This is a genomic window from Streptomyces sp. NBC_01723 (assembly GCF_036246005.1).
Classification (GTDB): domain Bacteria; phylum Actinomycetota; class Actinomycetes; order Streptomycetales; family Streptomycetaceae; genus Streptomyces.
This window is the reverse complement of record NZ_CP109171.1, coordinates 5,789,148-5,815,945: the sequence shown is the minus strand read 5'-3', so window position 1 is coordinate 5,815,945 and position 26,798 is coordinate 5,789,148. Positions and strand designations below refer to the sequence as shown.

The 26,798-nt window shown below is 73.1% G+C and carries 20 protein-coding genes; 7 read left to right on the top strand and 13 right to left on the bottom strand.

Annotated features, from left to right (window positions below; all coding sequences use genetic code 11):
* Positions 1-264: 264 nt before the first annotated feature.
* Positions 265-3,123 carry a glycoside hydrolase family 3 C-terminal domain-containing protein gene (locus OIE75_RS27045; protein ID WP_329472351.1) on the top strand — a complete coding sequence of 953 codons (2,859 nt, stop codon included), beginning with the start codon at positions 265-267 and terminating at the stop codon, positions 3,121-3,123.
* On the opposite strand, the gene OIE75_RS27040 is transcribed toward OIE75_RS27045, so the two are convergent.
* Both OIE75_RS27040 and OIE75_RS27035 read right to left on the bottom strand, forming a co-directional pair.
* Positions 3,088-3,783, bottom strand: coding sequence for a response regulator (locus tag OIE75_RS27040; RefSeq protein WP_307015383.1), 696 nt, complete (start codon positions 3,781-3,783; stop codon positions 3,088-3,090). The genes OIE75_RS27045 and OIE75_RS27040 overlap by 36 nt on opposite strands.
* Positions 3,784-3,812: 29 nt before the next feature.
* Positions 3,813-5,009 carry a sensor histidine kinase gene (locus OIE75_RS27035; protein WP_307015382.1) on the bottom strand — a complete coding sequence of 399 codons (1,197 nt, stop codon included), beginning with the start codon at positions 5,007-5,009 and terminating at the stop codon, positions 3,813-3,815.
* A 143-nt stretch (positions 5,010-5,152) separates the two neighbouring features.
* Between OIE75_RS27035 and OIE75_RS27030 the strand changes: the two genes are divergently transcribed.
* From OIE75_RS27030 to OIE75_RS27020, 3 genes are all read left to right on the top strand, one after another.
* The gene (locus tag OIE75_RS27030; RefSeq protein ID WP_329472350.1) at positions 5,153-6,295 is read left to right on the top strand and encodes a glycosyltransferase 87 family protein; all 1,143 of its coding nucleotides are present in this window, start codon (positions 5,153-5,155) and stop codon (positions 6,293-6,295) included.
* A complete protein-coding gene (locus OIE75_RS27025) occupies positions 6,292-7,473 on the top strand; it encodes a glycosyltransferase family 4 protein (RefSeq protein WP_329472349.1) in 1,182 nt (393 codons plus the stop codon). Before OIE75_RS27030 ends, OIE75_RS27025 begins: the two co-directional genes overlap by 4 nt.
* Positions 7,474-7,563: 90 nt before the next feature.
* The gene (locus tag OIE75_RS27020; RefSeq protein ID WP_329472348.1) at positions 7,564-7,977 is read left to right on the top strand and encodes a cytidine deaminase; all 414 of its coding nucleotides are present in this window, start codon (positions 7,564-7,566) and stop codon (positions 7,975-7,977) included.
* Positions 7,978-8,050: 73 nt separating this feature from the next.
* Here the strand turns inward: OIE75_RS27020 and OIE75_RS27015 are convergent, their stop codons facing one another.
* The 3 genes from OIE75_RS27015 to OIE75_RS27005 all read right to left on the bottom strand — a co-directional run bounded on the left by OIE75_RS27015 (position 8,051) and on the right by OIE75_RS27005 (position 13,563).
* Positions 8,051-9,496, bottom strand: a complete 1,446-nt coding sequence (locus OIE75_RS27015; protein WP_329472347.1) for an aldehyde dehydrogenase family protein — start codon at positions 9,494-9,496, stop codon at positions 8,051-8,053.
* Positions 9,497-9,671: 175 nt separating this feature from the next.
* Entirely contained in the window at positions 9,672-11,306 is a 1,635-nt protein-coding gene (locus OIE75_RS27010) for a PucR family transcriptional regulator (RefSeq protein ID WP_307015377.1), read from the bottom strand.
* A gap of 124 nt (positions 11,307-11,430) precedes the next feature.
* Positions 11,431-13,563 carry an ATP-binding protein gene (locus tag OIE75_RS27005; RefSeq protein WP_329472346.1) on the bottom strand — a complete coding sequence of 711 codons (2,133 nt, stop codon included), beginning with the start codon at positions 13,561-13,563 and terminating at the stop codon, positions 11,431-11,433.
* Positions 13,564-13,831: 268 nt separating this feature from the next.
* On the opposite strand from OIE75_RS27005, the gene gabT reads away from it, so the two are divergent.
* Complete coding sequence (gene gabT / locus OIE75_RS27000; protein ID WP_307015375.1) at positions 13,832-15,166, top strand: 4-aminobutyrate--2-oxoglutarate transaminase; 1,335 nt, start codon at positions 13,832-13,834, stop codon at positions 15,164-15,166.
* A gap of 429 nt (positions 15,167-15,595) precedes the next feature.
* Complete coding sequence (locus OIE75_RS26995) at positions 15,596-16,225, top strand: phosphatase PAP2 family protein (RefSeq protein ID WP_443078453.1); 630 nt, start codon at positions 15,596-15,598, stop codon at positions 16,223-16,225.
* On the opposite strand, the gene OIE75_RS26990 is transcribed toward OIE75_RS26995, so the two are convergent.
* From OIE75_RS26990 to OIE75_RS26955, 8 genes are all read right to left on the bottom strand, one after another.
* Positions 16,213-18,063 (bottom strand): chitinase, encoded by a 1,851-nt coding sequence (locus tag OIE75_RS26990; RefSeq protein WP_307015374.1) that lies wholly within the window; start codon positions 18,061-18,063, stop codon positions 16,213-16,215. The genes OIE75_RS26995 and OIE75_RS26990 overlap by 13 nt on opposite strands.
* An 87-nt stretch (positions 18,064-18,150) precedes the next feature.
* Positions 18,151-18,606, bottom strand: a complete 456-nt coding sequence (locus tag OIE75_RS26985) for a hypothetical protein (protein ID WP_329472345.1) — start codon at positions 18,604-18,606, stop codon at positions 18,151-18,153.
* Between the two features lie 120 nt (positions 18,607-18,726).
* On the bottom strand, positions 18,727-20,154 hold the full coding sequence (locus OIE75_RS26980) for an NAD(P)/FAD-dependent oxidoreductase (RefSeq protein WP_329472344.1): 1,428 nt from the start codon (positions 20,152-20,154) through the stop codon (positions 18,727-18,729).
* A 35-nt stretch (positions 20,155-20,189) separates the two neighbouring features.
* Positions 20,190-20,990 carry an ABC transporter permease gene (locus OIE75_RS26975; protein WP_234960135.1) on the bottom strand — a complete coding sequence of 267 codons (801 nt, stop codon included), beginning with the start codon at positions 20,988-20,990 and terminating at the stop codon, positions 20,190-20,192.
* Complete coding sequence (locus OIE75_RS26970) at positions 20,991-21,923, bottom strand: ABC transporter permease (RefSeq protein WP_307015371.1); 933 nt, start codon at positions 21,921-21,923, stop codon at positions 20,991-20,993.
* Positions 21,923-23,083 (bottom strand): ABC transporter ATP-binding protein, encoded by a 1,161-nt coding sequence (locus OIE75_RS26965; protein WP_329472343.1) that lies wholly within the window; start codon positions 23,081-23,083, stop codon positions 21,923-21,925. Before OIE75_RS26965 ends, OIE75_RS26970 begins: the two co-directional genes overlap by 1 nt.
* Positions 23,084-23,088: 5 nt before the next feature.
* A complete protein-coding gene (locus tag OIE75_RS26960; RefSeq protein ID WP_329472342.1) occupies positions 23,089-24,336 on the bottom strand; it encodes a polyamine ABC transporter substrate-binding protein in 1,248 nt (415 codons plus the stop codon).
* Between the two features lie 54 nt (positions 24,337-24,390).
* Entirely contained in the window at positions 24,391-25,926 is a 1,536-nt protein-coding gene (locus OIE75_RS26955) for a gamma-aminobutyraldehyde dehydrogenase (protein ID WP_329472341.1), read from the bottom strand.
* A 202-nt stretch (positions 25,927-26,128) separates the two neighbouring features.
* On the opposite strand from OIE75_RS26955, the gene OIE75_RS26950 reads away from it, so the two are divergent.
* The gene (locus OIE75_RS26950; protein WP_329472340.1) at positions 26,129-26,725 is read left to right on the top strand and encodes an NADAR family protein; all 597 of its coding nucleotides are present in this window, start codon (positions 26,129-26,131) and stop codon (positions 26,723-26,725) included.
* The last annotated feature ends 73 nt before the right edge of the window (positions 26,726-26,798 follow it).

Sequence of the window (26,798 nt, the reverse complement as noted above, 5' to 3'; positions counted from 1 at the left end):
GGCTGCGATGTGGGGAGGCTTAGTCGAAGCGCTTCGATGTTGCTGCGAGGTTAAGTGAACCCCTGGGGGCGCACAAGAGCCGATCCCAGAATTCCTCCGGGGTGGACGCAGGGCCGGATCGACCGAACCTGCTTATGTGGCAACTGGGTTGGGACGAGCAGTCGAAGGTGGGACGCTCAAGCGCCTTGACACCCACCCCTGCGGCAAATCAGCATCGAAGCGCTTCGAATGCGCCTGGCCGACCCATCGCAAGGGGAACCCCACGTGACCGCATCCACGCCGCCCGCGCCACCCTTCCGTGATCCGCGTCTGCCGTTCGCGAAGCGCGTCGACGACCTGATGTCGCGGCTCACGCCGGACGAGAAGACCCGGTTCCTGCACCAGTTCGCGCCCGCCGTCGAACGGCTCGGCATCGCCGCCTTCCGGACCGGACAGGAGGCGCTGCACGGCGTGGCCTGGATGGGCCCGGCGACCGTGTTCCCCCAGGCCGTGGGGCTCGGCGCGACCTGGAACGAGGACCTTCTGCGCCGGGTCGGCGAGGCGGTGTCCAAGGAGGCCCGGGCGATGCGCGCCCGCGACGACCGGGTCGGCCTCAACGTCTGGTCGCCGACCGTGAACCTGCTCCGCCACCCCCTGTGGGGCCGCAACGAGGAGGGCTACTCCGAGGACCCGAGGCTCACCTCCGCCCTCGCCACCGCCTACACCCGGGGCCTGCGCGGCGGACATCCGGTGTACTGGCGTACGGCGCCGGTCCTCAAGCACTGGCTCGCGCACAACAACGAGCGGGACCGGGACACCTCCTCGTCGTCCGTGCGCCCGCGCGTCCTGCACGAGTACGACCTGCGCGCCTTCCGCGCGACCGTCGAGGCAGGCGCGGTCGCCGGGGTGATGCCGGCCTACAACCTCGTCAACGGCCGCCCCAACCACGTCTCCCCTCACCTCGCCGGACACCTGCGCACCTGGACGGAGGACGACCTGCTGGTCTGCTCGGACGCGGGCGCGCCCTCCAACCTGGTCGACTCCGAGCACTACTTCGCCACCCACGAGGAGGCGACGGCCGCCGCGCTGCGGGCCGGCGTGGACAGCTTCACCGACCACGGCACGGACTCCTCGACGACCCTCGCGCGCGTCCGCGGCGCCCTCGACCGGGGCCTGCTGACCGAGGCCGACGTGGACGCGGCCGTGCGCCGCCAGCTGTCGGTCCGCTTCCGGCTCGGCGAGTTCGACCCGGAGCACGACCCGTACGCCGTCACGGCCGACACCGCCACGGACGTCGACACGCCGGAGCACCGGGCGCTGGCCCTGGAGGCGGCCGAGCAGGCGGTGGTCCTGCTGCGGAACGACGGCGTCCTGCCGCTGGCCCCCGACACCCGCGTCGCCGTCGTCGGGCTGCTCGCCGACGAGTGCAAGCTCGACTGGTACAGCGGCACGCTCATCCACCGCTCCACTCCGCTGGAGGGCCTGTACGAGCGGTTCGGCGCCGACCGGGTGAGCTTCGCGGAGGGCGTGGACCGGGTCCGGCTGCGCACTGCCGACGGGTCCCACCTGCACGTGCTCCCGGCCGACGGCTCCGCCGACGAGGCGCACGGCGCCGAGGGCGCCCTCGACCCGGCCCTGCTGGCCGGCCGCACCGACCTGCCGCCGCTCACCACCGACGCCGTCGGCACCGAGTTCGCGCTGACCGACTGGGGCGAGGGGGTCCTCACCCTGCGCGCCCCCGACGGCCGCTACCTGTCGGTCGCCGGGGACGGCCGCCTGCGTGCCTCCGCCGACCAGCCCGGCGGCTGGGTCGTGCAGGAGACGTTCCGTCTCGAACCGCACGGGAACGGTCACCTCCTGAGGCACCTGGGAACGGGTCGTCACGTCCGGGTCGCCGCCGACGGCGTGAAGGTTGCCGCCCCGGACGAGGACGCCGCCGAGGTCTTCGGCCTGGTCGTCACCGAACGCGGCGAGGACGCGGTGGCGCGGGCGGCGGCCGAGGCGGACGTGGTCGTGGTGGTCGCGGGCAACGACCCGCACATCAACGGCCGGGAGACCGAGGACCGTACGACCCTGCGGCTGCCCGCCCACCAGGAGCGGCTGCTGCGCGCGGCCCGCGCCGCCGGTCCGGCCACCGTGCTGGCGCTGGTGTCCGCCTATCCGTACGCGGTGGACACGGAGGGGCTCGGGGCGGTGCTGTGGACCGCGCACGGCGGACAGGCGGCCGGCACCGCGCTGGCCCGGGTCCTCGCCGGGGACGTCTCACCGGGCGGCCGGCTCCCGCAGACCTGGTACGCGGACGACGCCGACCTGCCCGATCCGCTCGACTACGACGTGATCGGCGGCCGTCAGACCTACCTCTACTTCGAGGGCACCCCGCTGTTCCCGTTCGGGCACGGCCTGTCCTACGCGTCCTTCGGCTACGGCGACCTGACCGCGCGAGCCGCCGACGGGCGGGTGTCAGTGTCCTTCACCGTCACCAACACCGGGGACGTCACCGCCGACGAGGTGGCCCAGCTCTACGTCCGGGCCGGGTGCGGGTCGGTCCCGCGTCCGCGCCGGGAGCTGCTGGCGCACCGCCGGTCGGGCCTCGCTCCGGGCGAGACGGCCCGGGTGTCCTTCGACGTGCCGCTGTCCGCCTTCGCGTTCTGGGACGTCGCGCACGGCCGGTGGCGGCTGGAGCCGGGGCCGTACGCGCTGCTGGTGGGGGCCTCCAGCGAGGACGTGCGCCTGGAGACGACCGTCGTCCTGGACGGAGAGCTGGCCGCGCCCCGCCCGGTGCGCGAACGCGGCCTGGCGGCCGCCGACTTCGACGAGCAGAGCGGCACGGAGATCGTCGACCGGACGAGGGTGGCGGGCGACGCGGTGGCGCCGGTGGCGGACCGGACCGGTGAACTGCTTTACCGGGACTGCGGCTTCGGGTCCGGTGTCACCGGGGTGACGGTGTCGGTGGCAGGCGGGGGCACGGTCGAGATCGCCCTCGACGGGGGGCCGCCGGTGGCGGTGCTGTCGCCGGACGCGCCCACGCCGGGGCCGTACGACTACGTGGACCTCGACGGCGCCTTCACCGCCGGGGGCGTCCACGACGTCCGCGTCAGGCTCCGCGGCTCACTGCGGCTCGCGCACCTCGGTTTCTCCGGCTGAGGGTCCCCCGCCCGCCCGGACCAGGCCCAGTTCGTAGGCCACGATCACGGCCTGGGCCCGGTCCCGCAGTTCCAGCTTCGCGAACACCCGGTTGATGTGCGTCTTCACGGTGTGGTCGGTGATGGTGAGGCGGCCGGCGATCTCCGCGTTGGACAGGCCCCTGGCGATCAGGGTCAGCACCTCCGTCTCCCGGACGGTGAGGTCGCCGGCCGCGTGGACCGGCAGCCTGGACCCGCGCGCGTGGACGAACTCGGCGATCAGCCGCTTGGTGATGCCGGGCGAGAGCAGCGCGTCGCCGGCCGCCACCACCCGGACCGCGTGCAGCAGTTCGGGGAAGGTGGCGTCCTTGAGCAGGAAGCCGCCCGCCCCGGCGGCGAGGGCGTCGTACACGTACTCGTCGAGACCGAAGGTCGTCAGCATCAGGACCTTCGTCGCGCCGCCGGAGGCGGCCAGGATCTCGCGGGCCGCCTCGATGCCGTTGCGGTGCGGCATGCGGATGTCGAGGAGGGCGAGGTCGGGCCGGGTCTCGGCGGCCACCCGGACCGCCTGCACCCCGTCCGCCGCCTCGCCGACGACCTCGATGTCGTCCTGGGTGCCCAGGAGGTTCACGAAGCCGGTGCGGACGACCGCCTGGTCGTCGGCGACCAATGCCCTGATCACGCCCGTACCCCTCGCTCCCGCCACCGGATTCACCCGCTCCCCCACGGCAGCTCCGCCTCCACCAGGAACCCGCCGTCCGGTCCCGCCCCGGCACTGAGCCGCCCGCCGACCAGGGCCGCCCGCTCCCGCATCCCGGTCAGGCCGTGCCCCGCGCCGGGACCGGAGCCGGCACCGCGGCCGGGGCCGTCGTCGCGGACGCGGAGGGTGAGGAGCCGGCCGGCGCCGTAGTCGACCTCCACCACGGTACGGGCACCCGGCGCGTGCTTGCGCGCGTTGGTCAGCGCCTCCTGGGTGATCCGGTAGGCGGACAGCTCCCATGCGGCGGGCAGCGGCACCCGCTCCCCCGTGATCCGCAGCTCGGCCACGCCGCCCACCGCCCGGTGCTGCTCGACCAGTTCGCCGAGGTGGTCGAGGGTCGGCTGCGGAGCGGTGAGGGCCACCTCGCCCTGAGGAGTGCGCAACACCCCGAGCAGACGGCGCAGTTCGGCCATCGAGGAGCGGGCGGTGGCGGCGATCTGCTGGAAGCCGTCGCGGGCCTCGGGGGTGAGTCCGGGGGTGGTGTAGGTGGCGCTCTCGGCCTGGACGGCGATCATCGACACCGAGTGCGAGACGATGTCGTGCAGTTCACGGGCGATGGCGGCCCGTTCGGCCTCGGCGGCCTGCTGCCGCTCCATCGCGATCATGCGGGCCTGGGCCAGATGCCGTTCGGTGCGGGTCTCCTCGCGGGAGCGCACCGCGTCACCCATCATGACGGCGCCGAAGACCACCACGGTCAGCAGGAACGACTCGGCGAACAGGCTGAGCGAGCCCTTCTCCCACAGCGCCGGGACCGGCAGCTCCATCCGCGACCAGGTGTTGATGTGCACCAGGTTCACGCAGACGGCGCCGAGCGCGCCCCCCGCGACGGTCAGCGCCGGGTGCAGCACCCGGCGCCGGCCGAGGCAGTAGCAGCCGATCAGTCCGCTCACCATGATCGAGACGTAGAGGTTGATGTCGCCGGCGAAGCCGAGGAGTCCCGCGGCGACGGTGAGCACGGCGATCGGCGGGAAGGAGCGCCGCCACATCAGCGAGGCGGCCGAGACGAGCACCCCGATGGTGGTCGTCACGCCCGCGGGGATGACGATCAGCTCGGCGACCGCTCCGGCCGTCACGACGCCACCGGTGACCCAGGGGTAGGCGGGTGCGGCGATCCAGTCGCGGACCCGCCGCTGCAGCGGCGAACTCATACGACCCATGATCCCGGCCGGGGCGGGACCGCGCGTCACCGCTCGGGTGGAGTCCGGCGGCGGATGTCGTACCACGGGTTGAGTCCCGGGTGCGGAGCCTCGGTTGACGCCGTGCGAGCTGCGCGTTCGTAGCGTCGACGGACATGGGGAAGAGTCTTGGACAGCGGGCGGCGGCGTTCTCGCCGGCGCGACTGGAGCGCGGGGTCTGGGCCGGATGCGCGGTGGTCGCGCCGGGCTTCGCGCTCGCCTCGGACGTGGGAACGCACCGGGTGTGGGGGTGGACGGCCGGGGCCGGGTACGCGCTCGCGGCGCTGCTGTCGTCCGGTCCCCGGCCGCGCCGCGCCGCCCGTGCCGTGGCCGTGCTGGGGGCCGTCCTGGTGCCGCTCGCCGGTCTGGTGGCGGCGGGGCTCGCGCAGTCGGAGGTCGCCGTCGTCGAACGGTCGGGGCGGCTGCTGCTGACGACCGGCAGCCCGTACGTCTCCGCCCCCGTGGCCGTCGGCGACTTCAACCCCTATCTGCCGGGGATGGCGCTCTTCGGTGTGCTGCCCGGGGACGCCCGCTGGTGGCTGGGCGGCGCGTTCGTCGCCTGCCTCGCCGCCGTCGGACTGGGCCGCGCCCGGCTGCTGGCCTGCCCGTTGGTGGCGCTGCCCTGCGTGGTGGGCGGTGTCGACCTGCCGCTGGCCGGGCTGATGTGCCTCGGTGTCGCGCTGGCCGGGCGGGGGCGGACGGGCCGGGCCGGTCTGGCGCTCGGGGCCGCCGCCGCGCTCAAGTGGACGGCCTGGCCCGCCCTGCCGGTGGCGTTCGCGCTCGTCGCCGCGAGCCGGGGCGGGCGGTCCGCGCTGCGGTGCGCTGCCGTGGGGCTGGCCACCGCGACGGCGGCGGTGCTGCCCTTCGCGCTCGCCGATCCCGCCGGCTTCCACCGCAACGTCGTCGCCTTCCCGCTCGGCCTCACCGCCGTCGCCTCCCCCGCCGAGAGCCCGCTGCCCGGACACCTGCTCTCGGCGTACGTCCCCGGCGGCACGGTGATCGCCCTCGCGCTCCTCGCGGCGGGGGCGCTGCTGATCGGTCTCTCGCTCGCGCTGCGTCCGCCCGGGACGGTGCGGGCGGCGGCCGCGCGGCTCGCGCTCGGGCTGGGCCTGGCGACGGCCCTGATGCCGGCGACGCGCTTCGGCTACCTGGTCTATCCGCTGGTCCTCGGGGCGCTGGCGCTGCGCACACCGCCGCGCGTGATCCCCGTCGTCGCCGTCCGGAAGCCCGCCCCCACCGGAGAGAAGGCCCCCGCATGACACCCGACGCCCGCGGCGGAACCCGCCCCCGCACGCTGATCGTCACCAACGACTTCCCGCCCCGGCAGGGCGGCATCGAGACCTTCGTCCGGGAACTGGCCGACCGCTTCCCGCCAGACGAGGTGGTCGTCCTCACCTCGGCGGCGGACCCGGCGCGGGACGGCGGCCCCTTCCCGTACCCGGTGATCCGGCACCCGGCCCGCACCCTGCTGCCGACGCCCCGCGCCACCGCGCACGCCGCGTCCGTGGCCCGGCGCCACGGCTGTGACCGGGTGTGGTTCGGCGCGGCGGCGCCTCTCGGGCTGATGGCGGACCGGCTCAGGCGTACGGCGGGGATCCGCACCGCCGTCGCCACCACCCACGGCCACGAGGTGTGGTGGGCCCGCACTCGCGGCACCCGGGGCCTGCTGCGCCGCATCGGCACGCGTGTGGACACGGTGACCTGGCTGGGCGAGAGCACCCGCGGGCCCGTCGAGGCGGCCCTCGCGCCCGGGACCCGCACCGCGCGCCTGGCCCCCGGCGTGGACACCGACGCCTTCCACCCCGCGGTGGACGGCGGGCCGGTCAGGACCCGGTACGGCCTGGGGCACCGTCCGGTGATCCTGTGCACGGCCAGGATGGTCCCGCGCAAGGGGCAGGACACGCTGATCAGGGCACTGCCCTGGGTCCGCAGGGCGATCCCGGACGCCGTACTGCTGCTGGTGGGCGACGGCCCGTACGCGCCGGAGCTGAGCCGGCTGGCCCTGCGCGAGGGCGTGATGGACGCCGTCGTCCTGGCCGGCGGGCAGCCCCACCAGGCGCTTCCGCCGTTCTACGCCGCCGCCGACGTGTTCGCGATGCCGTGCCGGACCCGCCGGGCCGGCCTGGAGGTGGAGGGCCTGGGCATCGTGTACCTGGAGGCCGCCGCGTCCGGACTCCCGGTCGTGGCGGGCGACTCGGGCGGCGCACCGGACGCCGTGCGCGACGGCCGGACGGGGCATGTCGTCGACGGGCGTTCGGTGGCCGCGACGGCGGACCGGCTGATCAGGCTGTTGCGCAACCCCGCCGAGGCCCGCGCGATGGGCGGCGGGGGCCGCGCGTGGGTGCGGGCCGAATGGACCTGGGACCACGCCCACACGACGCTGCTCGACCTGCTCGGCGTCGAAGCCGCCGCCCGGCCGGGGCCGTTGCCGCGATGACGCCGACCCGGTGGCCGCGCATCGCCGAATCCGCTTGCGCGGGCGCGGGGTCCGGGGCACCGTCGGCGGACACCGAGGAAGGCGAGAAGGATGACCACGCAGACCCACCCCGTCGACCACGAGCTCGTCGAGGCCGCGGCCGACGTCGCCCGCACCCGGTGCCGCGGCGACCACCACACCATGGCGGCCGCCGCCCGCGCCCGGGACGGCAGGATCGTCACGGCGGTCAACGCCTTCCACTTCACCGGCGGCCCCTGCGCCGAGCTGGTCGTCATCGGCGCGGCCGCCGCCCAGGGCGCCCACGAGCTGGACACGATCGTCGCCGTGGGCGACCGGGAGCGGGGCGTCGTCCCGCCCTGCGGGCGGTGCCGCCAGGTGCTGCTCGACTACTTCCCCGCGCTCCGGGTGATCGTCGGCGGCGGCGACCGTCTGCGGGCCGTCCCCGTCGCCGAGTTGCTGCCCGAGACCTACGTGTGGGCCGACCACCAGCTCGACGCCGGATAGGACGGGGCCCACACGCACCGGCGGCCCGAACCCCCGCACAGTGGGTTCGGGCCGCCGGTCTTCCCGGGGTGCCTCAGAGAGCGAGGTCCGTCAGGACCAGCACGCGCTCGTAGGTGTAGTCGTCCATCGCGAACCGGACGCCCTCGCGGCCCACGCCGGACTGCTTGGCGCCGCCGTACGGCATCTGGTCGGCCCGGTAGGAGGGGACGTCGCCGATGACGACGCCGCCGACCTCCAGGGCGCGGTGGGCACGGAAGGCGGTCTGCAGGTCGTGGGTGAACACGCCCGCCTGGAGGCCGTACTTGGAGTCGTTGACCGCGGCGAACGCCTCGGCCTCGCCGTCGACCTTCTGCACGCTGAGCACCGGGCCGAAGACCTCCTCGCGGGCGAGGGTGACGTCGGCCGGCAGGCCGGTGAGCACGGTCGGCGCGTACGTGGCGCCGTCCCGCTTGCCGCCGGTGTGCAGCGTGGCGCCCGCGTCGACGGCCTCCCGCACCCACGCCTCGACGCGCTCGGCGGCGGCCTCGCTGACCAGCGGGCCGACGTCCGTCGCGTCGTCGTTCGGGTCGCCGGTCACCTGGGCCTCGACGGCGGCGACGACGCGCGGCAGCAGGCGGTCGTAGACGGCGGCGTCGGCGATCACGCGCTGCACCGAGATGCAGGACTGGCCGCCCTGGTAGTTGGAGAAGGTCGCGATGCGCTGCGCGGCCCGGTCCAGGTCGGCGTCGCTCGCCCAGTCGCCGAGGACCACGGCCGCGCCGTTGCCGCCCAGCTCCAGGGTGCAGTGCTTGCGCGGCACCGAGTCCATGATCGCGTAACCGACGGTCTCGGAGCCGGTGAAGGAGATGACCGGCAGCCGCTCGTCCTGGACGAGGGCGGGCATCTTGTCGTTGGGCACCGGGAGGATGCTCCAGGAACCGGCCGGCAGCTCGGTCTCGGCCAGCAGCTCACCGAGGATCAGGCCGGAGAGAGGGGTGGCCGGGGCCGGCTTCAGGATGATCGGCGCGCCCGCGGCGATCGCGGGGGCGATCTTGTGGGCGCACAGGTTCAGCGGGAAGTTGAACGGCGCGATGCCCAGGACGACACCCTTCGGGAAGCGGCGGGTCAGCGCGAGCCGCCCCTGACCGCCCGCGTCGGTGTCCAGGCGCTGGGCCTCGCCGCCGTTGAAGCGGCGGGCCTCCTCGGCCGCGAAGCGGAAGACGGAGACCGCGCGGCCGACCTCGCCGCGGGCCCACTTGACCGGCTTGCCGTTCTCGGCGGAGATCAGGCGGGCGATCTCCTCGGTGCGCTCGGCCAGCCGTCGGCTGACGTGGTCCAGCGCGGCGGCGCGGACGTGGGCGGGGGTGGCGGCGAACTCGTCCCGTACGGCGTACGCGGCGGCCACGGCCTCCTCGACCTGGGCATCGGTCGGCAGGCTCACCGCGCCGACCCGGCTGCCGTCCCAGGGGGACGTGACGTCGAAGGCGGCCTCGCCGGTGGCCTGGCGGCCGGCGAGCCAGAAGGCGTGGGTGGAAGTCATGTGGCGTCCGGGCCCTTCCGCGTTGGGGGTGTGTACGGGATGTACGGGGGCTGCGGGTCCACGGTAGGGCGGGGTCCGGCGGGGAGCGTTTGTCCGGGGTGTAGTGGTGGGGGTGGGTTGTTCGACGCGGTGGCCAGGTGAGGCGGCTTGCGCCGGGCCTCCGGCGCCGGACGGGCTAGTCGGGCGAGGTCGCCTTCAGGGCCAGCCACAGCTCCATCCGTACGTCCGGGTCGTCCAGGGACCGGCCGAGGATCTCCTCCACGCGCCGCATCCGGTAGCGCAGCGTGTGGCGGTGGACGCCGAGGTCGGCCGCGGCCGCGTCCCACTGGCCGTGGCGGGAGAGCCACGCGCGCAGGGACGCCACCAGGTCGCCCCGGCCGGTCGCGTCGTGGTCGCGCAGCGCCCGGAGCAGGCCGTCGGCGAAGGCGCGCACCGCGTCGTCCGCGAGCAGCGGCAGCACCGATCCGGCCGCCAGGTGTTCGTGCTCCACGCAGACGCGTCCACGCCGCCGGGCCACCGACAACGCCTGCTCGGCCTGCTTGTAGGCGGCGGACGCGGCGATGGGCCCGGACGGCGCCGACAGGCCGACGGTCAGGCCGTCCTCGTCGGCGCCCGCCGGGTCGGGCGCCGGGCGGCCGGTCTCCAGCGCGGACGCGTACTCGACGCAGGCGGCGACGGCCGCGCCCCCGTCCGTGGCGAGCACCACCAGCCGCTCACCCTCGGGGACGGCCAGCACCGCCTCCCCGGCACGGGCCGCCGCTGACTCCACGACCTCGGCGAGCGCGCCCAGCCGGTCGCCGCCGGTGCCCGCGGCGGACCCGCGCCCGTGCGCCCGCGCGGCGGATGCCGGCACCGACTCGGCGACGATGATCCGGAAGGGCGCGTCCAGCAGGCCGCCGTACAGGTCCCCGGCGACCGTCCGCGCGTGGTCCGGTTCGCCGGCCAGCAGCATGCGCAGCACGGCCTCGTCTATGCGCAGTCCGGCCTCGTACAGGGAGCGCGAGCGTTCCGTGGTGAGCGTCAGCAGGGCGACGGCCGAGTGGACGGCGTACCGCTCGGCGGTGCCGAGGGCCGCGGCGGTGCCGACGGCGAGGGCGGAGCGGGGCCTGCGCGAGGTGCCGAGGGAGTGCAGTTCGACCCGGTCGGCGTTCTCCGGGTGCTCGGGTTCCTCGGCCCCGCCGACCACGGCGGAGGCGGGCGCGGGCCGCTCGCGCAGCCGCCGTACGTCGGCGGTGAGCCGGCCGGCCCTGCGCCCGGCCCACTCCGGAGCCGTGGCGACGACCGCGCCCGAGGCGTCGTACAGCGCCGCCCACCCGTCGACCTGGGAGGCGAGCGCGGCCAGCAGCCCCTCCGGGCCGTCGGTCAGCGCCCGCCTGGTCAGCTCCCGCTGGGCGGCGAAGCCCGCGGTGACCGCCCGGTACTGGTCGGCGGCGATCGCGGCGGACACGGCCTTGCTGATGGCGAGGAAGGGCGTGCGGCGGGGCACCTCCAGGAGCGGCAGGCCCTCCTGCCGGGCCGCGTCGACCAGTGCCCCGGGGATCTCGTCGTAGTTGACGCCGACGGCGAACCCGAGGCCGACCACTCCGGCGTCCGCCAGCCGCTTCACGTACCGGTGCATCGCCGCGGGGTCCTCGGCGTCCAGCTTGAGGGCGGTGATCAGCAGCAGCTCCCCGCCCTCCATGTAGGGCACGGGGTCGGCGAGTTCGCTGACGTGGGCCCAGCGCACCGGGGTGTCCAGACGGTCCTCGCCCGCGCGCACGGTCAGTTTGAGCGCCGAGTGGTGGACGAGCGAGGCGAGCGTGGGGCGCATGGGGTCCTGGGCCTTCGGATCCGTGTCAGTGGTGTGAGATGGCTGTGATCTTTTGGCCGTCGCGTATGAACGACCTGTGTCGATTCTGCCTCACTGTACGGTCCCGGGCGCCCGGCCCGGACGGTCACCCGCGCAGATCCACCAGCAGCGGCGGCGCGTGCTCGCCCTTGACGGTGGTCAGCGACAGCACCGCGTGCCCGGCCGGCACGGCGTGCGCCAGCTCGGACGCCGACCAGCGCTCACGCTCGACCTGCCGGACGGTGACCGCCCGCGCGGTGGGCGCCTTCCCGGTGATCACCCGGCGCACCATGTGCGCGGCCTTGCCCGCCGGGGTCTCGGCGATGATCTGCCGGTCGGTGACGTCGCGGGCCTCGGTCCACTCCTTGCCCCACACCTCGGCGAAGTCCTGCCCGTCCCAGGGGGTGAGCCCGGACAGTGCCATGCGGCAGCCGATGGCCCCGAGCAACGGCCCGCGCAGCGGTCGCGGTACGTCGTCCAGGGTGCGCAGCGTCAGCACGGCCCCGGCGCCCGCCGAGCGCAGCCGCTGCACGCCCCGTACCGCCTCCGGCGTCACCACCCCGCTCGCGTCGTCCAGCACCAGGCAGGCGAAGAGCGACCGGTCCTCCCGTACCGAGACGCTCGCCGTGAACTGGGCGAGGACCAGCCGGGCCAGCATCCGGGAGGCGTCGGCGTGACCGCGTTGCGGCAGGTCGATGCGGACCCGCACCGGGTGGTCGAGGGACTTGAGGGAGAAGGGCCGGGACTGCCCCGAGGTGTCGAAGAAGGGTGCGAAGGCCGGCCGGTCGAGGAGCGCCACGCGGTCGGCCAGCACACCGCCGACGTCCCCGGGGTGGCCCATCTGCCGCTCGCGGGCGTCCAGCTCGCGCAGCAGGGACTCCTGCCCGGCCGCCCGCAGGCCCTGCCGCAGTTCGGCCAGCGGTCCGGGTGTCCCGTCGAGCAGTTGCCGCAGCTCCGGTACGCCGGGGAAGCGGCCGTGCACCGCGCGGAAGGGGCCGAGCAGCTGGGCGAGGACGGTGGTGGAGCGGCGGGTGTCGCTGCCCGGATGCGGGTCGGCGAGGTCGCCGACCAGGGCTTCGGCGAGCACGACCGCGGCTTCGTCCGGGTCGGTGGTGCCGCCGTACAGGTCGAGGTCGTACACCGAGTCCGGGTGGCCGATCCGTACGACGACGTCGTAGGCGTCGGCGGGGCCGAGGTCCGCGCCCGCGGCGCCGACCACGACGACCGCGGCCCGCCCGGCGAGCGCGTGCAGGCACAGCGACTCGGTGAGCGGCCGGACCACGCTGTCGGTCTTGCCGGAGCCCGCCGGGCCGACGGCCAGCAGGGAGGTGCCGAGCAGGTCGGGGCCGAGGGCGAGGCCGGCGCCGCGGTAGGCGTAGGGGTTGCGGGCGTCGTCGGCGGCGGTGCCGATCCGCACCTGTCCGGTGAGCAGGTCGTGCCGGGCCCGCCGGGCGGGCAGGTCGCGGTCGCCCGAGGGGTGCGGGCAGGCGCCGGCGCCCGCGCCGAGCACGGCTCCGGTGAAGGTGGCCAGGCTGTGCCGGCCGCGCTGCACGCCCTGCCAGGCCCGTGCGATGCGGGCGTGGTCGACGTCCCGCATCAGCCCCTGGCGCGCTTCGGTGGCGAGCCGCTCGGCGGCCTCGACGGCACCGGCGGCGCGGAGCGCGGGCCAGGCGGCGGGGTCCTCCTCGGGGGCGGGCGGGGGTCCGGCGGCGGGGGTGGCGGGGCGCCAGGCGGGCGGGCCGTAGCGCCGCCAGATCTCGTCCCAGCGACCGAGTCGGCCGACGCCGACCATGATGATGCCGGCGATCAGGGCGTAGTAGGCGTAGACGGCCACGACCGAGCCGAAGCTGTGCGGCTCGGCCCAGGAGTCCGGGATCATCGCGTACAGGGGCAGCAGCCACCAGCCGCCCAGGTAGCCGTTCCACAGCAGGGACCAGATCAGCCAGCCCACCAGGAAGGCGATCACCGCCCCGCTCACCAGCTGCCGTCCCGGCACCCGCTCGGGCTCCTCCGCCGGTCGCGGCCGGTGTCCGAACCGCCACACGCCGGGCAGCGCCTCCGGCCGCGGGGTGCGCAGCCAGGACAGGAACGCGGACCCGTCGGGCAAGGGCGGCACGCCCGGCGTCCCGGGCGCCCGGGAGGGCCGCGGCGGCGCCCCGGGCACCTCGGGAGGCCCCGCCGGACGCGGCACAGGATTCGCATGCGTACCCCGCGCGTCCCGGTTCCCGTCGCTGTCCATCGCCCTTGCCCCCTGACCAGCCGCTCCGTCCACCATCAGCGAGCCAATCTAACGCCCTCCCAGGGGGAGTTCACCGCTTACGCGGCCGGGCCCGCCCCGACGTGTCCCGATGTCGCCGTACCCGTCAGGTGTCCGACACCTGTCCAGGACGGACAACCGACACCACGGACAACGCCCACATGGAGCATGCCCACCCCACCCCACCGGTCCTAGCCTGCGAGAAAAGAAGGCAAGAGTCCGCAAGATCCCGCAAGCCCCAGGAGCCCTCATGACCGCACTTCCGCAGGAGCGCCGCGTCGTCACCGCCATCCCCGGCCCGAAGTCGCAGGAGCTGCAGGCCCGGCGCACGGCCGTGGTCGCGCAGGGTGTGGGCTCCGTCCTGCCCGTCTTCACCGCGCGCGCCGGCGGCGGCATCATCGAGGACGTCGACGGCAACCGCCTGATCGACTTCGGTTCCGGCATCGCCGTGACCTCGGTCGGCGCCTCCGCCGAGGCCGTGGTACGCAAGGCGTCCGCGCAGCTCGCCGACTTCACCCACACCTGTTTCATGGTGACGCCCTACGAGGGCTACGTGGCCGTCGCCGAGGCGCTGGCCGAGCTGACGCCGGGCGACCACGCCAAGAAGTCGGCGCTGTTCAACAGCGGCGCCGAGGCCGTCGAGAACGCCGTCAAGATCGCCCGTGCGTACACCAAGCGGCAGGCGGTCGTCGTCTTCGACCACGGCTACCACGGCCGGACCAACCTGACGATGGCGCTGACCGCGAAGAACATGCCGTACAAGCACGGCTTCGGTCCCTTCGCGCCCGAGGTCTACCGCGTCCCGGTCGCCTACGGCTACCGCTGGCCGACCGGTCCGGAGAACGCCGGCCCGGAGGCCGCCGCCCAGGCGATCGACCAGATCAGCAAGCAGGTGGGCGCGGAGAACGTGGCCGCGATCATCATCGAGCCGGTGCTCGGCGAGGGCGGCTTCATCGAGCCGGCCAAGGGCTTCCTGCCCGCCGTCAGCCAGTTCGCCAAGGACAACGGCATCGTCTTCGTCGCCGACGAGATCCAGTCCGGCTTCTGCCGCACCGGCCAGTGGTTCGCCTGCGAGGACGAGGGCATCGTCCCGGACCTGATCACGACCGCGAAGGGCATCGCGGGCGGTCTGCCGCTGGCCGCGGTCACCGGCCGCGCCGAGATCATGGACGCCGCGCACTCCGGCGGCCTCGGCGGCACCTACGGCGGCAACCCGGTGGCCTGCGCCGGCGCGCTCGGCGCCATCGAGACGATGAAGGAGCTGGACCTCAACGCCAGGGCGAAGCACATCGAGGGGGTCATGAAGTCCCGCCTCACCGCCATGGCGGAGAAGTTCGACATCATCGGCGACGTCCGGGGCCGCGGCGCGATGATCGCCGTCGAGCTGGTCAAGGACCGCGCCACCAAGGAGCCGAACCCGGAGGCGACCGCCGCGCTCGCCAAGGCCTGCCACGCCGAGGGCCTGCTGGTCCTGACCTGTGGCACCTACGGCAACGTGCTGCGTTTCCTGCCGCCGCTGGTGATCGGCGACGACCTGCTGAACGAGGGCCTCGACATCATCGAGCAGGGCTTCGCGGGCCTGTAGGACGGGCAGGTGCGCGAGCGCCCGAACGCGCATCTGAGCTGCGTTTCGCACGCCTGGCGTGGGGAGCGGCAGAGCGTGTGAAGAAGGTGTGCGGGGTGGATGGCAGGACGCCGATGCCCCTGTCCTGAGCGCACCCCCTGCCGTAGGTTCTACGCAGATGAGAGATACACCCCGCCCACAGGGGACTGTGGGCGGATCTCAGGCCGCGGCTTCCCCAGCTTCGACCTGGTCGTGCCTCGCGCACACCGCCGGAACCCGTGGGTTCCGGGTCTCCTCACCGATCGGACGGTCGCCCGCCCCAAACCCCCCGGGGCGCGCGGCGTTCCGGTCAGGACGGCCGCCTCGGCACCCGGGACGGCGGTTCACCGAAGGGCCGGCACACTCCCCCCCTTGTGCCGGCCCTTCGGTGTGTTTGCCAAGCTGTGCGCCATGCTGCTGCTCGGGCTCCCCGTCCTCCTCTTCGCGCTGATCACCTGGCAGGTCGTCGCCGACGGCCCGCTGGTCGGCGTGGACGAGCGGCTGAGCCGGGCGCTCGTCCGTCCGGACCGCCTCTCCGAGCTGCTGGCCGATCTCGGCAACGTGCAGGTAGCCGTGCCCGTTCTCGCCGTCGCGCTGGCGTACGTCGCGTGGCACGGGCGGGCGCGGGGTGCGGACCGCTGGTGGCTGCCGCCGCTGGCGGGCGCCCTGGTGATGGCGCTGGTGCCGGCGCTGGTGGCCCCGCTGAAGGCGTGGACCGACCGCGCCGGCACCCCGGCGGTGCCGCCTGCCGTCGGCTACTACCCCTCCGGCCACACCGCCACGGCGCTCGTCGCGTACGGCGCGGCGACGCTGCTGCTGTTCGGCGCGGTGCGTTCGCCGGCCGTACGCCGGGTGCTGGTCGTGCTCTGCGCGCTCCTCGTCCTGGGCGCCTCCTACGGGCTGGTGCGCCGGGGCTACCACTGGCCGCTGGACGTGGTGGCCAGCTGGTGCCTGGGGGCGGTGCTGCTGGCCGGGGTGTGGCGGGTGGCCGGGGCGGGGCGGACGGCCCGGCCACGCCCCGGGGGCGGTCAGCCGAAGTAGGCGTCGAAGTTCTTCATGAACTCCCAGTTCCCCAACCGGTCCCAGTTGATCGACCACGTCATCAGGCCGCGCAGGTCCGGCCAGGTGCCGTGGGTCGCGTAGGAGCCGCAGTCGGTCTTCCTGGTCAGGCAGTTCAGGGCCTTGTCGACCTCGGCCGGGGAGACATGGCCGTTGCCGGCGTTGACGGAGGCCGGCATGCCGATCGCGACCTGGTCGGGGCGCAGCGGCGGGAAGACGTTGGCCGCGTCGCCGGCGACCGGGAAGCCGGTGAGGAGCATGTCGGTCATCGCGATGTGGAAGTCGGCGCCGCCCATGGAGTGGTACTGGTTGTCGAGGCCCATGATCGGGCCCGAGTTGTAGTCCTGGACGTGCAGCAGGGTCAGGTCGTCGCGCAGGGCGTGGATGACCGGGAGGTAGGCGCCGGCCCGCGGGTCCTGCCCGCCCCACTTGCCCGTGCCGTAGTACTGGTAGCCGAGCTGGACGAAGAAGGTCTCGGGGGCCATGGTCAGCACGAAGTCGTCGCCGTACTTGGCCTTGAGGGTCTTCAGGGCCGAGATCAGGTTGACGATGACGGGGGTCTTCGGGTTCTTGAAGTCCGTGTCGTCGGCGTTCAGCGACAGCGAGTGCCCCTCGAAGTCGATGTCGAGGCCGTCGAGGCCGTACGTGTCGATGATCGCGGAGACGGACGAGACGAACTTGTCGCGGGCGGCGGTGGTGGTGAGCTGCACCTGGCCGTTCTGGCCGCCGATGGAGATCAGAACCTTCTTGCCCGCCGCCTGCTTGGCCTTGATCGCGGCCTTGAACTCGGCGTCGCTCTCCACGTTCGGGCACTCTCCCCCACTCTCGGCTTCGCTCGAGCGGGAGGGGCCCCCATCCGGGCAGCGGTCGAAGCGGATGTCGCCGGAGGTGACCGAGGTGGGTTCGCCGAAGGCCAGGTCGATCACGTCCCAGCTGTCGGGCACGTCGGTCATCCGCGTGTAGCCGGACCCGTTGGCGAAACTGGCGTGGAGGTAGCCGACCAGGGCGTGGGCCGGGAGGTCGCCGGACCCGCCGCCGTCCGGGTGCTCGGCGGTGGTGGCGGTGACCGTCGCCGAACGCGCCGACTCACCGGCGTCGTTGACGGCGGTGACCTGGAAGGCGTACGCCGTCGAGGGGGTCAGGCCGGTGACGGTGGTGGAGGTGCCGGTGACCGTGCGGATGCGGGTGCCGTCGCGGTAGACGGCGTAGCCCGTCGCGCCGGGTACGGGCGACCAGGTCAGCGCGACGCCGGTCGACGTGACGGAACCGGTCGTCAGGCCGCCGGGGACCGCCGGGGGCTGCCCCGCCTCGGCGCCCGGGCCGGTGAGCGAGATGTCGTCGGCGTGGTAGGCGCCGGTGCCGTACCAGCCGTGGGTGTAGACCGTGACGCGGGTGGTGGACGGGCCGGTGCGGAAGGTGGTCGTCAGGCGCTGCCAGTCGGGGGCGGACTGGGCCCAGGTGGAGACGTCGGTGGTGCCGGTGCCGCTCGCGCCGAGGTAGACGTAGGTGCCGCGGACGTATCCGGAGAGCGTGTACTGGGAGTCGGGTTTCACGGTCACCGTCTGCGCGCAGCGGGCGTTGTCGGCGCCGGCCGGGGTGGCCTTGAGGGCCGCCGTGCCGCTGCGCACGGGCGCGCCGACGACCGCGCCCGCCGTGCAGGTCCAGCCGTCCAGGGCGGACTCGAAGCCGCCGTTGCGCGCGAGGTCCGCGTCGGCCGCACGGGCGGCCGACGTGAGCGCGGTCAGTCCGGACGCGGCGAGTGCCGCGGCGGTGAGCAGGGTGACGAGGGGGCGACGGGCGAGCGGTCTGGAGCGTTCCACAAGTGCCTCCGGACATGGGGGAGATGGGGAGGGTGGAGCGCGCTCAATTTGGTCCAGACCAATTCGCTTGTCAACCCCTCGCGCTGCTCATGTCCCTCCCTCCTCCCCCGCGAGTGCCGCCGCCGCCTCGTGCATCGCCAGTTCCAGCAGCGCGGGGTCGGTGAGGGTGCCGGAGCCGTCCGGCGGGATCAGCCAGCGGACCCCGCCGGACGCTCCTCCCGGGTGCGGCACCACGATCCAGGTGCCGAGCCCGGCCGTCCGGACCCCGGTGCCCACCCAGCGGGTCGCCGTGCCGGCCGGCACGAAGAAGCCCGTCCGCGCGTCGCCGAAGTCGACGAGCACCGGACCCGGCCGGTCCAGGACGCGGGAGAGCACGTCGAGGGTCGGATAGCCGAGCCTGCTCGGCAGGATGAGCACGTCCCAGGCCCGGCCCGCGGGCAGCAGCGCGACACCCAGGGGGTCGCGCTCCCACTCCCGCCGGCAGGACTCGGGATCCGGTGCGACGGATGCCAGCCACGCGACCGCCGACTTCGCACCAGGCATGTGAAGACCTCCCTCTCGCTCGTTGGACGCGGGGTGCGTCACGAGGGAGAGGGAGGCCACCGACGGGCATTACGCGAGTCGCCCCACCTCGTTCGGGTGAAGCGGCTCACACGGACTCGGCTAACTGTCGAAGCCCAGTCCCAGCTTGTCCATCGTCCGCAGCCAGAGGTTGCGCCGGCCGCCCTGGGCGTCCGCGCGGGCCAGCGACCACTTGGTGAGCGCGATGCCCGTCCAGGCGAAGGGCTCGGGCGGGAAGGGCAGCGGCTTGCGGCGGACCATCTCGAGTTCGGTGCGCTCGGTGCGCTCCCCCGACAGCAGGTCGAGCATCACCTCGGCACCGAACCGGGTCGCGCCCACGCCGAGGCCGGTGTACCCGGCGGCGTAGGCGACCTTGCCCTGGTGGGCGGTGCCGAAGAACGCCGAGAAGCGGGAGCAGGTGTCGATCGCGCCGCCCCAGGCATGCGTGAAGCGGACGCCCTCCAGCTGCGGGAAGCAGGTGAAGAAGTGCCCCGCGAGCTTGGCGTAGGTCTCCGGGCGGTCGTCGTACTCGGCGCGCACCCGGCCGCCGTACGGGTAGATCGCGTCGTAGCCGCCCCACAGGATCCGGTTGTCGGCGGAGAGCCGGAAGTAGTGGAACTGGTTGGCGCTGTCCCCGAGCCCCTGCCGGTTCCGCCAGCCGATCGAGGCCAGCTGCCCGTCGGTGAGCGGCTCGGTCATCAGGGCGTAGTCGTAGACCGGGACGGTGTACGGGCGCACCCGCTTGACCAGGTTCGGGAAGATGTTGGTGCCGAGCGCGACCGTGCGGGCGCGGACCCCGCCGTACGGGGTGCGGGCGGCCATGCCGGCGCCGTACGGCCTCAGGGTGAGCGCCGGGGTGTTCTCGTAGACGCGCACCCCGAGGTCGAGGCAGGCCCGCTTGAGGTTCCAGGCGAGCTTGGCGGGGTTGAGCATGGCCACGCCCCTGCGGTCCCACAGGCCCGCCCGGAAGGTCGGGGAGTCGACCTGTTCCCGCACCGCGTCGCCGTCCAGGTACTCGACGCCGTCCGCGAGCCCCTTCGCGCGGATCCCCTCGTACCAGTCCTTCAGCTCGGCGGCCTGGTACGGCTCGGTCGCCACGTCGATCTCGCCGGTGCGCTCGAACTCGCAGTCCAGGGAGTGGCGGGCGACCGCCGTCTCGATCGCGTCGAGGTTGCGCGCGCCCAGCTCCTCCAGCCGTTGGATCTCGCCCGGCCAGCGGCTCAGGCCGTTGGACAGGCCGTGGGTGAGGGAGGCGGCGCAGAACCCGCCGTTGCGGCCGGAGGCGGCCCAGCCCACCTCGCGGCCCTCCAGCAGCACCACGTCCCGGCCCGGGTCGCGCTCCTTGGCGATCAGCGCGGTCCACAGCCCGCTGTAGCCGCCGCCGACGACCAGCAGGTCGCAGGTCTCGGCGCCGGTGAGGGCGGGCTGCGGACGGGGACGGCCGGGGTCGTCCAGCCAGTACGGGACCGGCTGGGCGTCGGAAAGGGATTTCGTCCAGTCGTTGCTGCGGCTCATGGCGCTCGGGGCCATGATTTCAACTCCCTACGAATGCATGACTCAGTGCGCTACGCCTTGCGGCGATTTCGGCGGTTGCCGACGGCCATGGAGGCCAGGACGAACAGTACGGCGATGACGAACATGGCCGTACCGACGACATTGATCTGAACGGGCGTTCCGCGCTGCGCCGAGCCCCAGACGAACATGGGGAAGGTGACGGTGGAGCCCGCGTTGAAATTCGTGATGATGAAATCGTCGAAGGAGAGCGCGAAGGCGAGCAGCGCGCCGGCCGCGATGCCGGGGGCCGCGATGGGCAGCGTGACCCGGACGAAGGTCTGGAAGGGACCGGCGTACAGGTCCTGCGCCGCCTGCTCCAGCTTCGGGTCCATCGACATCACGCGCGCTTTGACGGCCGTCACCACGAAGCTGAGGCAGAACATGATGTGGGCGATCAGGATCGTCCAGAAGCCCAGCTGGGCGCCCATGTTGAGGAACAGGGTGAGCAGCGAGGCGGCCATCACGACCTCGGGCATCGCCATCGGCAGGAAGATCAGCGAGTTGATCGCACCCCGCGCGCGGAAGCGGTAGCGGACCAGCGCGAAGGCGATCGCGGTGCCCAGGGCCGTGGCGCCGAGCGTCGCCCAGAGGGCGATCTGGAGACTGAGCGACAGGGAACCGCACAGCCCGGCGACACCGCACGGGTCCTTCCAGGCGTCCGTGGAGAACTGCTGCCATTCGTAGTTGAAGCGCCCGTTCGGTTTGTTGAACGAGAACACCGTGACAATGACGTTGGGCAGCAGGAGATATGCGAGCGTCAGCAGTCCGGCGATGACGACCAGATTGCGCTTGAACCAGTTGACGAAGGCCATTTAAACCAGATCCTCCGTCCCGGACTTCCGAATATAGAGGGTGACCATGGCGAGAATCGCGGCCATCAGGATGAAGGAGAGTGCCGCCGCCGTCGGATAGTCCAGCACCCTGAGGAACTGCGACTGGATGACGTTGCCGATCATTCCGGTGTCGGCCGAGCCCAGGAGGGAGGCGTTGACGTAGTCGCCGGTCGCCGGGATGAAGGTCAGCAGGGTGCCGGAGACGACGCCGGGCATCGACAGCGGGAAGGTGACCTTGCGGAAGACCGTGGAGGGCTTCGCGTACAGGTCGCGCGCCGCCTCGTGCAGCCGCCCGTCGATGCGCTCCAGGGACGTGTACAGCGGCAGGATCATGAAGGGGAGGAAGTTGTACGTCAGACCGCAGACCACCGCGAGCGGCGTGGCCAGCACGCGGTCGCCCGACGTCCAGCCGAGCCAGCCGGTGACGTCCAGGACGTGCAGCGTGTTCAGGGCGCCGACGACCGGTCCGCCGTCCGCGAGGATCGTCTTCCAGGCCAGGGTGCGGATCAGGAAGCTGGTGAAGAAGGGCGCGATCACCAGGATCATGATCAGGTTCCGCCAGCGGCCCGCGCGGAAGGCGATCAGGTACGCGAGCGGGTAGCCGAGCAGCAGGCACAGCACGGTGGCGGAGGCGGCGTAGGCGACCGAGCGCAGGAACTGCGGCCAGTACTCGGACAGCGCGTCCCAGTAGGTCACGAAGTGCCAGGTGACCTTGTAGCCCTCCTCCAGCGAGCCCGTCTGCACGGACGTGGAGGCCTGGTAGATCATCGGCGCCGCGAAGAAGACGACCAGCCACAGGATGCCGGGCAGCAGCAGCCAGTACGGCGTCCAGCGGCCCCTCTTGCGCGGGGGCTTCTCCGGCTCGGGCGCGGGCGGGGTGAGCGGCGGTGGCGCCTCGGTGAGGGTGGACATCAGGCGGCCTCGCCCTCGGCGACGCCGGCGTCGATGGCCTGATCGGCGTCCAGCCCGAAGGTGTGCGCCGGGTTCCAGTGCAGGACGACGTCGGCGCCGGGCACGAGGCGGGCGTCGCGGTCGATGTTCTGGGCGTACACCTCGAAGTCGGGGCAGGCCGCGCAGTCCACGACGTACTGGGTGGAGACGCCGATGAAACTGCTGTTGCTGATCTTGCCGGTGATGCGGTTGCGGCCCTCGGGTATGGAGCCGGCCTCGTCCGCGTGGGTGAGGCCGACCTTCTCCGGGCGTACGCCGACCAGCACCTTGCCGCCCACCTGCGCGGGCACGGCACAGCGGGAGCCGGGCAGGAGCAGCTTGTCGCCGGCCGCGCGCACCACGATGTCGTCGCCGCTGCGGGTGTCGGCCTCGGCCTGGATCAGGTTGGAGGTGCCCAGGAAGTTGGCGACGAAGGTGGTCTGCGGGTTCTCGTACAGGTCGGCGGGGGCGCCCAGTTGCTCAACGCGGCCCCCGTTCATCACGGCGACCTGGTCGGCCATGGTCATGGCCTCCTCCTGGTCGTGCGTGACGTGCACGAAGGTGATGCCGACCTCGGTCTGGATGCGCTTCAGCTCCAGCTGCATCTGGCGGCGCAGCTTGAGGTCGAGGGCGCCGAGCGGTTCGTCGAGGAGCAGCACCTTGGGGTGGTTGATCAGCGCGCGGGCGACCGCGACGCGCTGCTGCTGGCCGCCGGAGAGCTGGTGCGGCTTCTTGCGCGCCTGCTCGCCGAGCTGGACCAGGTCCAGCATCTCCTCGACCTGCTTCTTCACCGACTTGATGCCGCGCCGGCGCAGGCCGAAGGCGACGTTCTCGAAGATGTCGAGGTGCGGGAAGAGGGCGTAGGACTGGAAGACCGTGTTGACCGGCCGCTTGTACGGCGGGAGGGCGGTCACGTCCTGGTCGCCGAGGTGCACGGTGCCGCCGCTGGGCTCCTCCAGCCCGGCGATCATGCGCAGGGTGGTGGTCTTGCCGCAGCCGGAGGCGCCGAGCAGGGCGAAGAAGGAGCCCTGCGGGACGGTCAGGTCGAGCGGGTGCACGGCGGTGAAGGAGCCGTAGGTCTTGCTGATGCCGGAGAGGCGGACGTCGCCGCCGCCCGGCTGAGCCTTCGTCGTATTCGTCATCGTCGTCACGCCCCAGTGAGCTTCGCGAACTTCTCTTCGTATGCCGTCTCTTCCTTCGAACTCAGGGAGCGGAAGGAGTGCGACTTGGCCTGCATGGCCTTGTCGGGAATGATCAGCGGGTTGTTCGCCGCGTCCTCGTCGATCTTCGCCAGCTCGTCCTTCACGCCGTCGACGGGGCAGACGAAGTTGATGTAGGCGGCGAGTTCCGCGGCCGGGCGGGGCTCGTAGTAGTAGTCGATGAGCCGCTCGGCGTTCGTCTTGTGCCGCGCCTTGTTGGGGACCAGCATGTTGTCGCTCGACGTGACGTAGCCGCTGTCCGGGATCACGAAGTCGATGTCCGGGTTGTCCGCCTTGAGCTGGACGACGTCCCCGGCCCAGGCCAGGCAGGCCGCGAAGTCGCCCTTGCTGAGGTCCGAGGTGTAGTCGTTGCCGGTGAAGCGGCGGATCTGACCGCGGTCGACGCCCTTCTGGAGCCGGGCGACCGCCGCGTCGTAGTCGTCGTCCGAGAAGCGGGCCGGGTCCTTGCCCAGGTCGAGCAGCACCATGCCGACGGTGTCGCGCATCTCGGTGAGGAAGCCGACCCGGCCCTTGAGCTTCGGGTTGTCGAGCAGGTCGGCGACCGTCTTCACCTCGATGCCGTCCAACGCCTTCTTGTTGTAGGCGATGACGGTCGAGATGCCCTGCCAGGGGTACGAGTAGGCGCGGCCCGGGTCCCAGTCCGGGTTGCGGAACTGGGGCGACAGGTTGGCGAAGGCGTGCGGCAGGTTGGCCGGGTCCAGTTTCTGGACCCAGCCGAGACGGATCAGGCGGGCCGCCAGCCAGTCGGTGAGGACGATGATGTCGCGGCCGGTCTCCTGGCCCGCGGCGAGCTGCGGCTGGATCTTGCCGAAGAACTCGCTGTTGTCGTTGATGTCCTCGGTGTAGGTGACCTTGATGCCGGTGCGCTTGGTGAACGCCTCCAGCGTGGGGTGGCGCCGGCCGGCCTCGTCGACGTCCATGTACTCGGTCCAGTTGGAGAAGGCGATGCGCTTCTCCTTCTCGGACCGGTCCTCGGCGGAGACGCCGCCCTCGGTCTTGCCGGCCGCCGGGATCCCGCAGCCGCTCAGCATGCCGAGGCCGCCGACCGCGAGCGCGCCGCCCGCGGAGGCGCGCAGCAGTGAGCGACGGGTGAGGGCGGCCCTGCCGCTCCTGAGACTGCGCCGCATGGCGGCCACTTGGGCCGGTGACAGGCGGTCGGGCTCGTAGTGCTCCATGCGCGTGGTGACCTTTCGGGTGGGTCGGCCGTGGTCGGCGGCCTCTCGACGTGACTATCGGTCCCCGAAGACGGTGCGGTGCCAGTCCTTGGCCGCCACCGCGGTGTTGTCGAACATGACGTGCTTGACCTGTGTGTACTCCTCGAAGGAGTAGGCCGACATGTCCTTGCCGAAGCCGGACGCCTTGTATCCGCCGTGCGGCATCTCGCTGATGATCGGAATGTGGTCGTTGATCCACACACAGCCCGCCTTGATCTCGCGGGTGGCGCGGTTCGCCCGGTACACGTCCCGGCTCCAGGCGGAGGCGGCGAGCCCGTACGGCGTGTCGTTGGCCAGCCGGATGCCCTCGTCGTCGCTGTCGAAGGGCAGCACGACCAGGACGGGACCGAAGATCTCGGACTGGACGACCTCGCTGTCCTGCGCGGCGTCGGCGATGAGGGTGGGCCGGTAGAAGGCGCCGTCCTTGAGGTCGCCCCGCGGTGCCTCGCCGCCGGCCACCACGCGCGCGTAGGCGCGCGCCCGGTCGACGAACCCGGCGACGCGGTCCCGCTGGACGTGGCTGACCAGCGGGCCGAGGTCGGTGCCCGGCGCGAAGGGGTCGCCGACCCGCACGGTCTCCATGAGGGCGGCGGTCTGCTCGACGAACGCCTCGTACAGGGGCCGCTGCACGTACGCGCGCGTGGCGGCGGTGCAGTCCTGGCCGGTGTTGATCAGCGCGCCGGCGACCGCGCCGTGGACGGCGGCGTCCAGGTCGGCGTCGTCGAAGACGAGGAAGGGCGCCTTGCCGCCCAGCTCCAGGTGCAGGCGCTTGACGGTGGCGGTGGCGACCTCGGCGACCCGCTTGCCGATCGCGGTGGACCCGGTGAAGGAGGTCATGGCGACGTCGGGGTGGGCGACCAGGTGCTCACCGGCCTCCCGCCCGGTTCCGCTCACGATGTTGATCACACCGTCGGGGATACCGGCGGCGGTCGCGGCCTCGGCGAACATCAGGGAGGTCAGCGGGGTGATCTCGGCGGGCTTCAGCACGATGGTGTTGCCCGCGGCGATCGCCGGGAGGATCTTCCAGGCGGCCATCTGGAGGGGGTAGTTCCAGGGCGCGATGGACCCGACCACGCCGATCGGCTCGCGGCGCACGTACGAGGTGTGGTCGCCGGAGTACTCCCCCGCCGACTGGCCCTGGAGGTGCCGGGCGGCGCCGGCGAAGAAGGCCGCGTTGTCGATGCTGCCGGGCACGTCGAACTCGCGGGTCAGCTTCAGCGGCTTCCCGCACTGGAGGGACTCCGCGCGGGCGAAGTCCTCGGCGCGGTCGGCGAGCACGGCGGCGAACCGGTGCATCGCGTCGGAGCGCTCACCGGGCGTTGCGCCCGCCCACCCCGGGAACGCCTCCCGCGCGGCGGCGACGGCCGCGTCGACGTCGTCGGGACCGGCCAGCTCGTAGGTCAGGACGTCCTCGCCGGTCGCCGGATCGACGACGGTGTGCGTACGCCCGGAAGTGCCCTTCGTCAGACGGCCCGCGATGTACTGGGCCCCGTCCGCGAAGCGGTCCTGGGCCGGGAATCGGTCCGGGGTGGCGTTGCCCGGGTTGTGCATGTCGGCTCTCCTCGGTCTCCCCGTGGCGGGGGCCGGCGTGGCTCAGGCTCGATGTGAGTGCCGATCCTGACAGAGCACTAGGGCTCCAACAAGTGATTCCGTTGTTGCCATTTGGTTACGCGACGGAATCTGTCGACCAGGTGTCGAGTCGCCACGGAAAAGCACGGACGGAGTGTCAGTGGCGCGTGCCAGACTCGCGTGCATGGACAGGATCACGGGGGCGGCACCGAAGGCCGGCGTCATCGACAGCAGGGAGGCGCTGCTCGGCCGGGTCCGCGCGGGCGCTCGGATCAGGTACCTCTGCTTCTGGGGTCACCGCCCGCTCCCCGACGGCCGTATCGGACCGGGCTGCCTGAGCCAGTGGTGGCCGTCGCCGTTCACCGTCGCCGGGGTGGAGTACGCGACGGCCGAGCACTGGATGATGGCCGGCAAGGCCAGACTCTTCGAGGACCCGGAGGCCGAGCGCCGCGTCCTGGCCGCCGGCCATCCCGCCGAGGCCAAGAAGGCGGGCCGACTGGTCCGCGGCTTCGACGAGGCGGTGTGGCGGCGGGAACGCTTCGCGATCGTCGTCGAGGGCAGCACCCACAAGTTCGCCTCGGACCCGGCGCTGCGCGACTTCCTGCTGAACACGGGCGACAGGGTCCTGGTCGAGGCCAGCCCGGTGGACCGCGTCTGGGGCATCGGCCTGCCCGCCTCCGACGAGGCGGCGACGGACCCGGAGCGGTGGCGGGGGGCGAATCTGCTGGGGTTCGCGCTGATGGGGGCGCGGGAGCGGTTGCGGGCCTGCGCGTCGGGCTGACGACCGACGGGGCACGTCCGTCCGCGCCACGCGTCCCCCTTCGGGGCAGCGCGATACGGCGCGGCGCGATGCC

Coding starts and splice junctions, on each gene's coding strand:
- OIE75_RS26965 (WP_329472343.1), bottom strand. CDS start 23,083: ATGACGAATACGACGAAGGCTCAGCCGGGCGGCGGCGACGTCCGCCTC.
- OIE75_RS26960 (WP_329472342.1), bottom strand. CDS start 24,336: ATGGAGCACTACGAGCCCGACCGCCTGTCACCGGCCCAAGTGGCCGCC.
- OIE75_RS27015 (WP_329472347.1), bottom strand. CDS start 9,496: ATGACTTCCACCCACGCCTTCTGGCTCGCCGGCCGCCAGGCCACCGGC.
- OIE75_RS26980 (WP_329472344.1), bottom strand. CDS start 20,154: ATGGCCCCGAGCGCCATGAGCCGCAGCAACGACTGGACGAAATCCCTT.
- OIE75_RS27035 (WP_307015382.1), bottom strand. CDS start 5,009: ATGAGTTCGCCGCTGCAGCGGCGGGTCCGCGACTGGATCGCCGCACCC.
- OIE75_RS27020 (WP_329472348.1), top strand. CDS start 7,564: ATGACCACGCAGACCCACCCCGTCGACCACGAGCTCGTCGAGGCCGCG.
- OIE75_RS26955 (WP_329472341.1), bottom strand. CDS start 25,926: ATGCACAACCCGGGCAACGCCACCCCGGACCGATTCCCGGCCCAGGAC.
- OIE75_RS26975 (WP_234960135.1), bottom strand. CDS start 20,990: ATGGCCTTCGTCAACTGGTTCAAGCGCAATCTGGTCGTCATCGCCGGA.
- OIE75_RS27005 (WP_329472346.1), bottom strand. CDS start 13,563: ATGGACAGCGACGGGAACCGGGACGCGCGGGGTACGCATGCGAATCCT.
- OIE75_RS27030 (WP_329472350.1), top strand. CDS start 5,153: ATGGGGAAGAGTCTTGGACAGCGGGCGGCGGCGTTCTCGCCGGCGCGA.
- OIE75_RS27025 (WP_329472349.1), top strand. CDS start 6,292: ATGACACCCGACGCCCGCGGCGGAACCCGCCCCCGCACGCTGATCGTC.
- OIE75_RS26995 (WP_443078453.1), top strand. CDS start 15,596: ATGCTGCTGCTCGGGCTCCCCGTCCTCCTCTTCGCGCTGATCACCTGG.
- gabT (WP_307015375.1), top strand. CDS start 13,832: ATGACCGCACTTCCGCAGGAGCGCCGCGTCGTCACCGCCATCCCCGGC.
- OIE75_RS27010 (WP_307015377.1), bottom strand. CDS start 11,306: ATGCGCCCCACGCTCGCCTCGCTCGTCCACCACTCGGCGCTCAAACTG.
- OIE75_RS26970 (WP_307015371.1), bottom strand. CDS start 21,923: ATGTCCACCCTCACCGAGGCGCCACCGCCGCTCACCCCGCCCGCGCCC.
- OIE75_RS26950 (WP_329472340.1), top strand. CDS start 26,129: ATGGACAGGATCACGGGGGCGGCACCGAAGGCCGGCGTCATCGACAGC.
- OIE75_RS26985 (WP_329472345.1), bottom strand. CDS start 18,606: ATGCCTGGTGCGAAGTCGGCGGTCGCGTGGCTGGCATCCGTCGCACCG.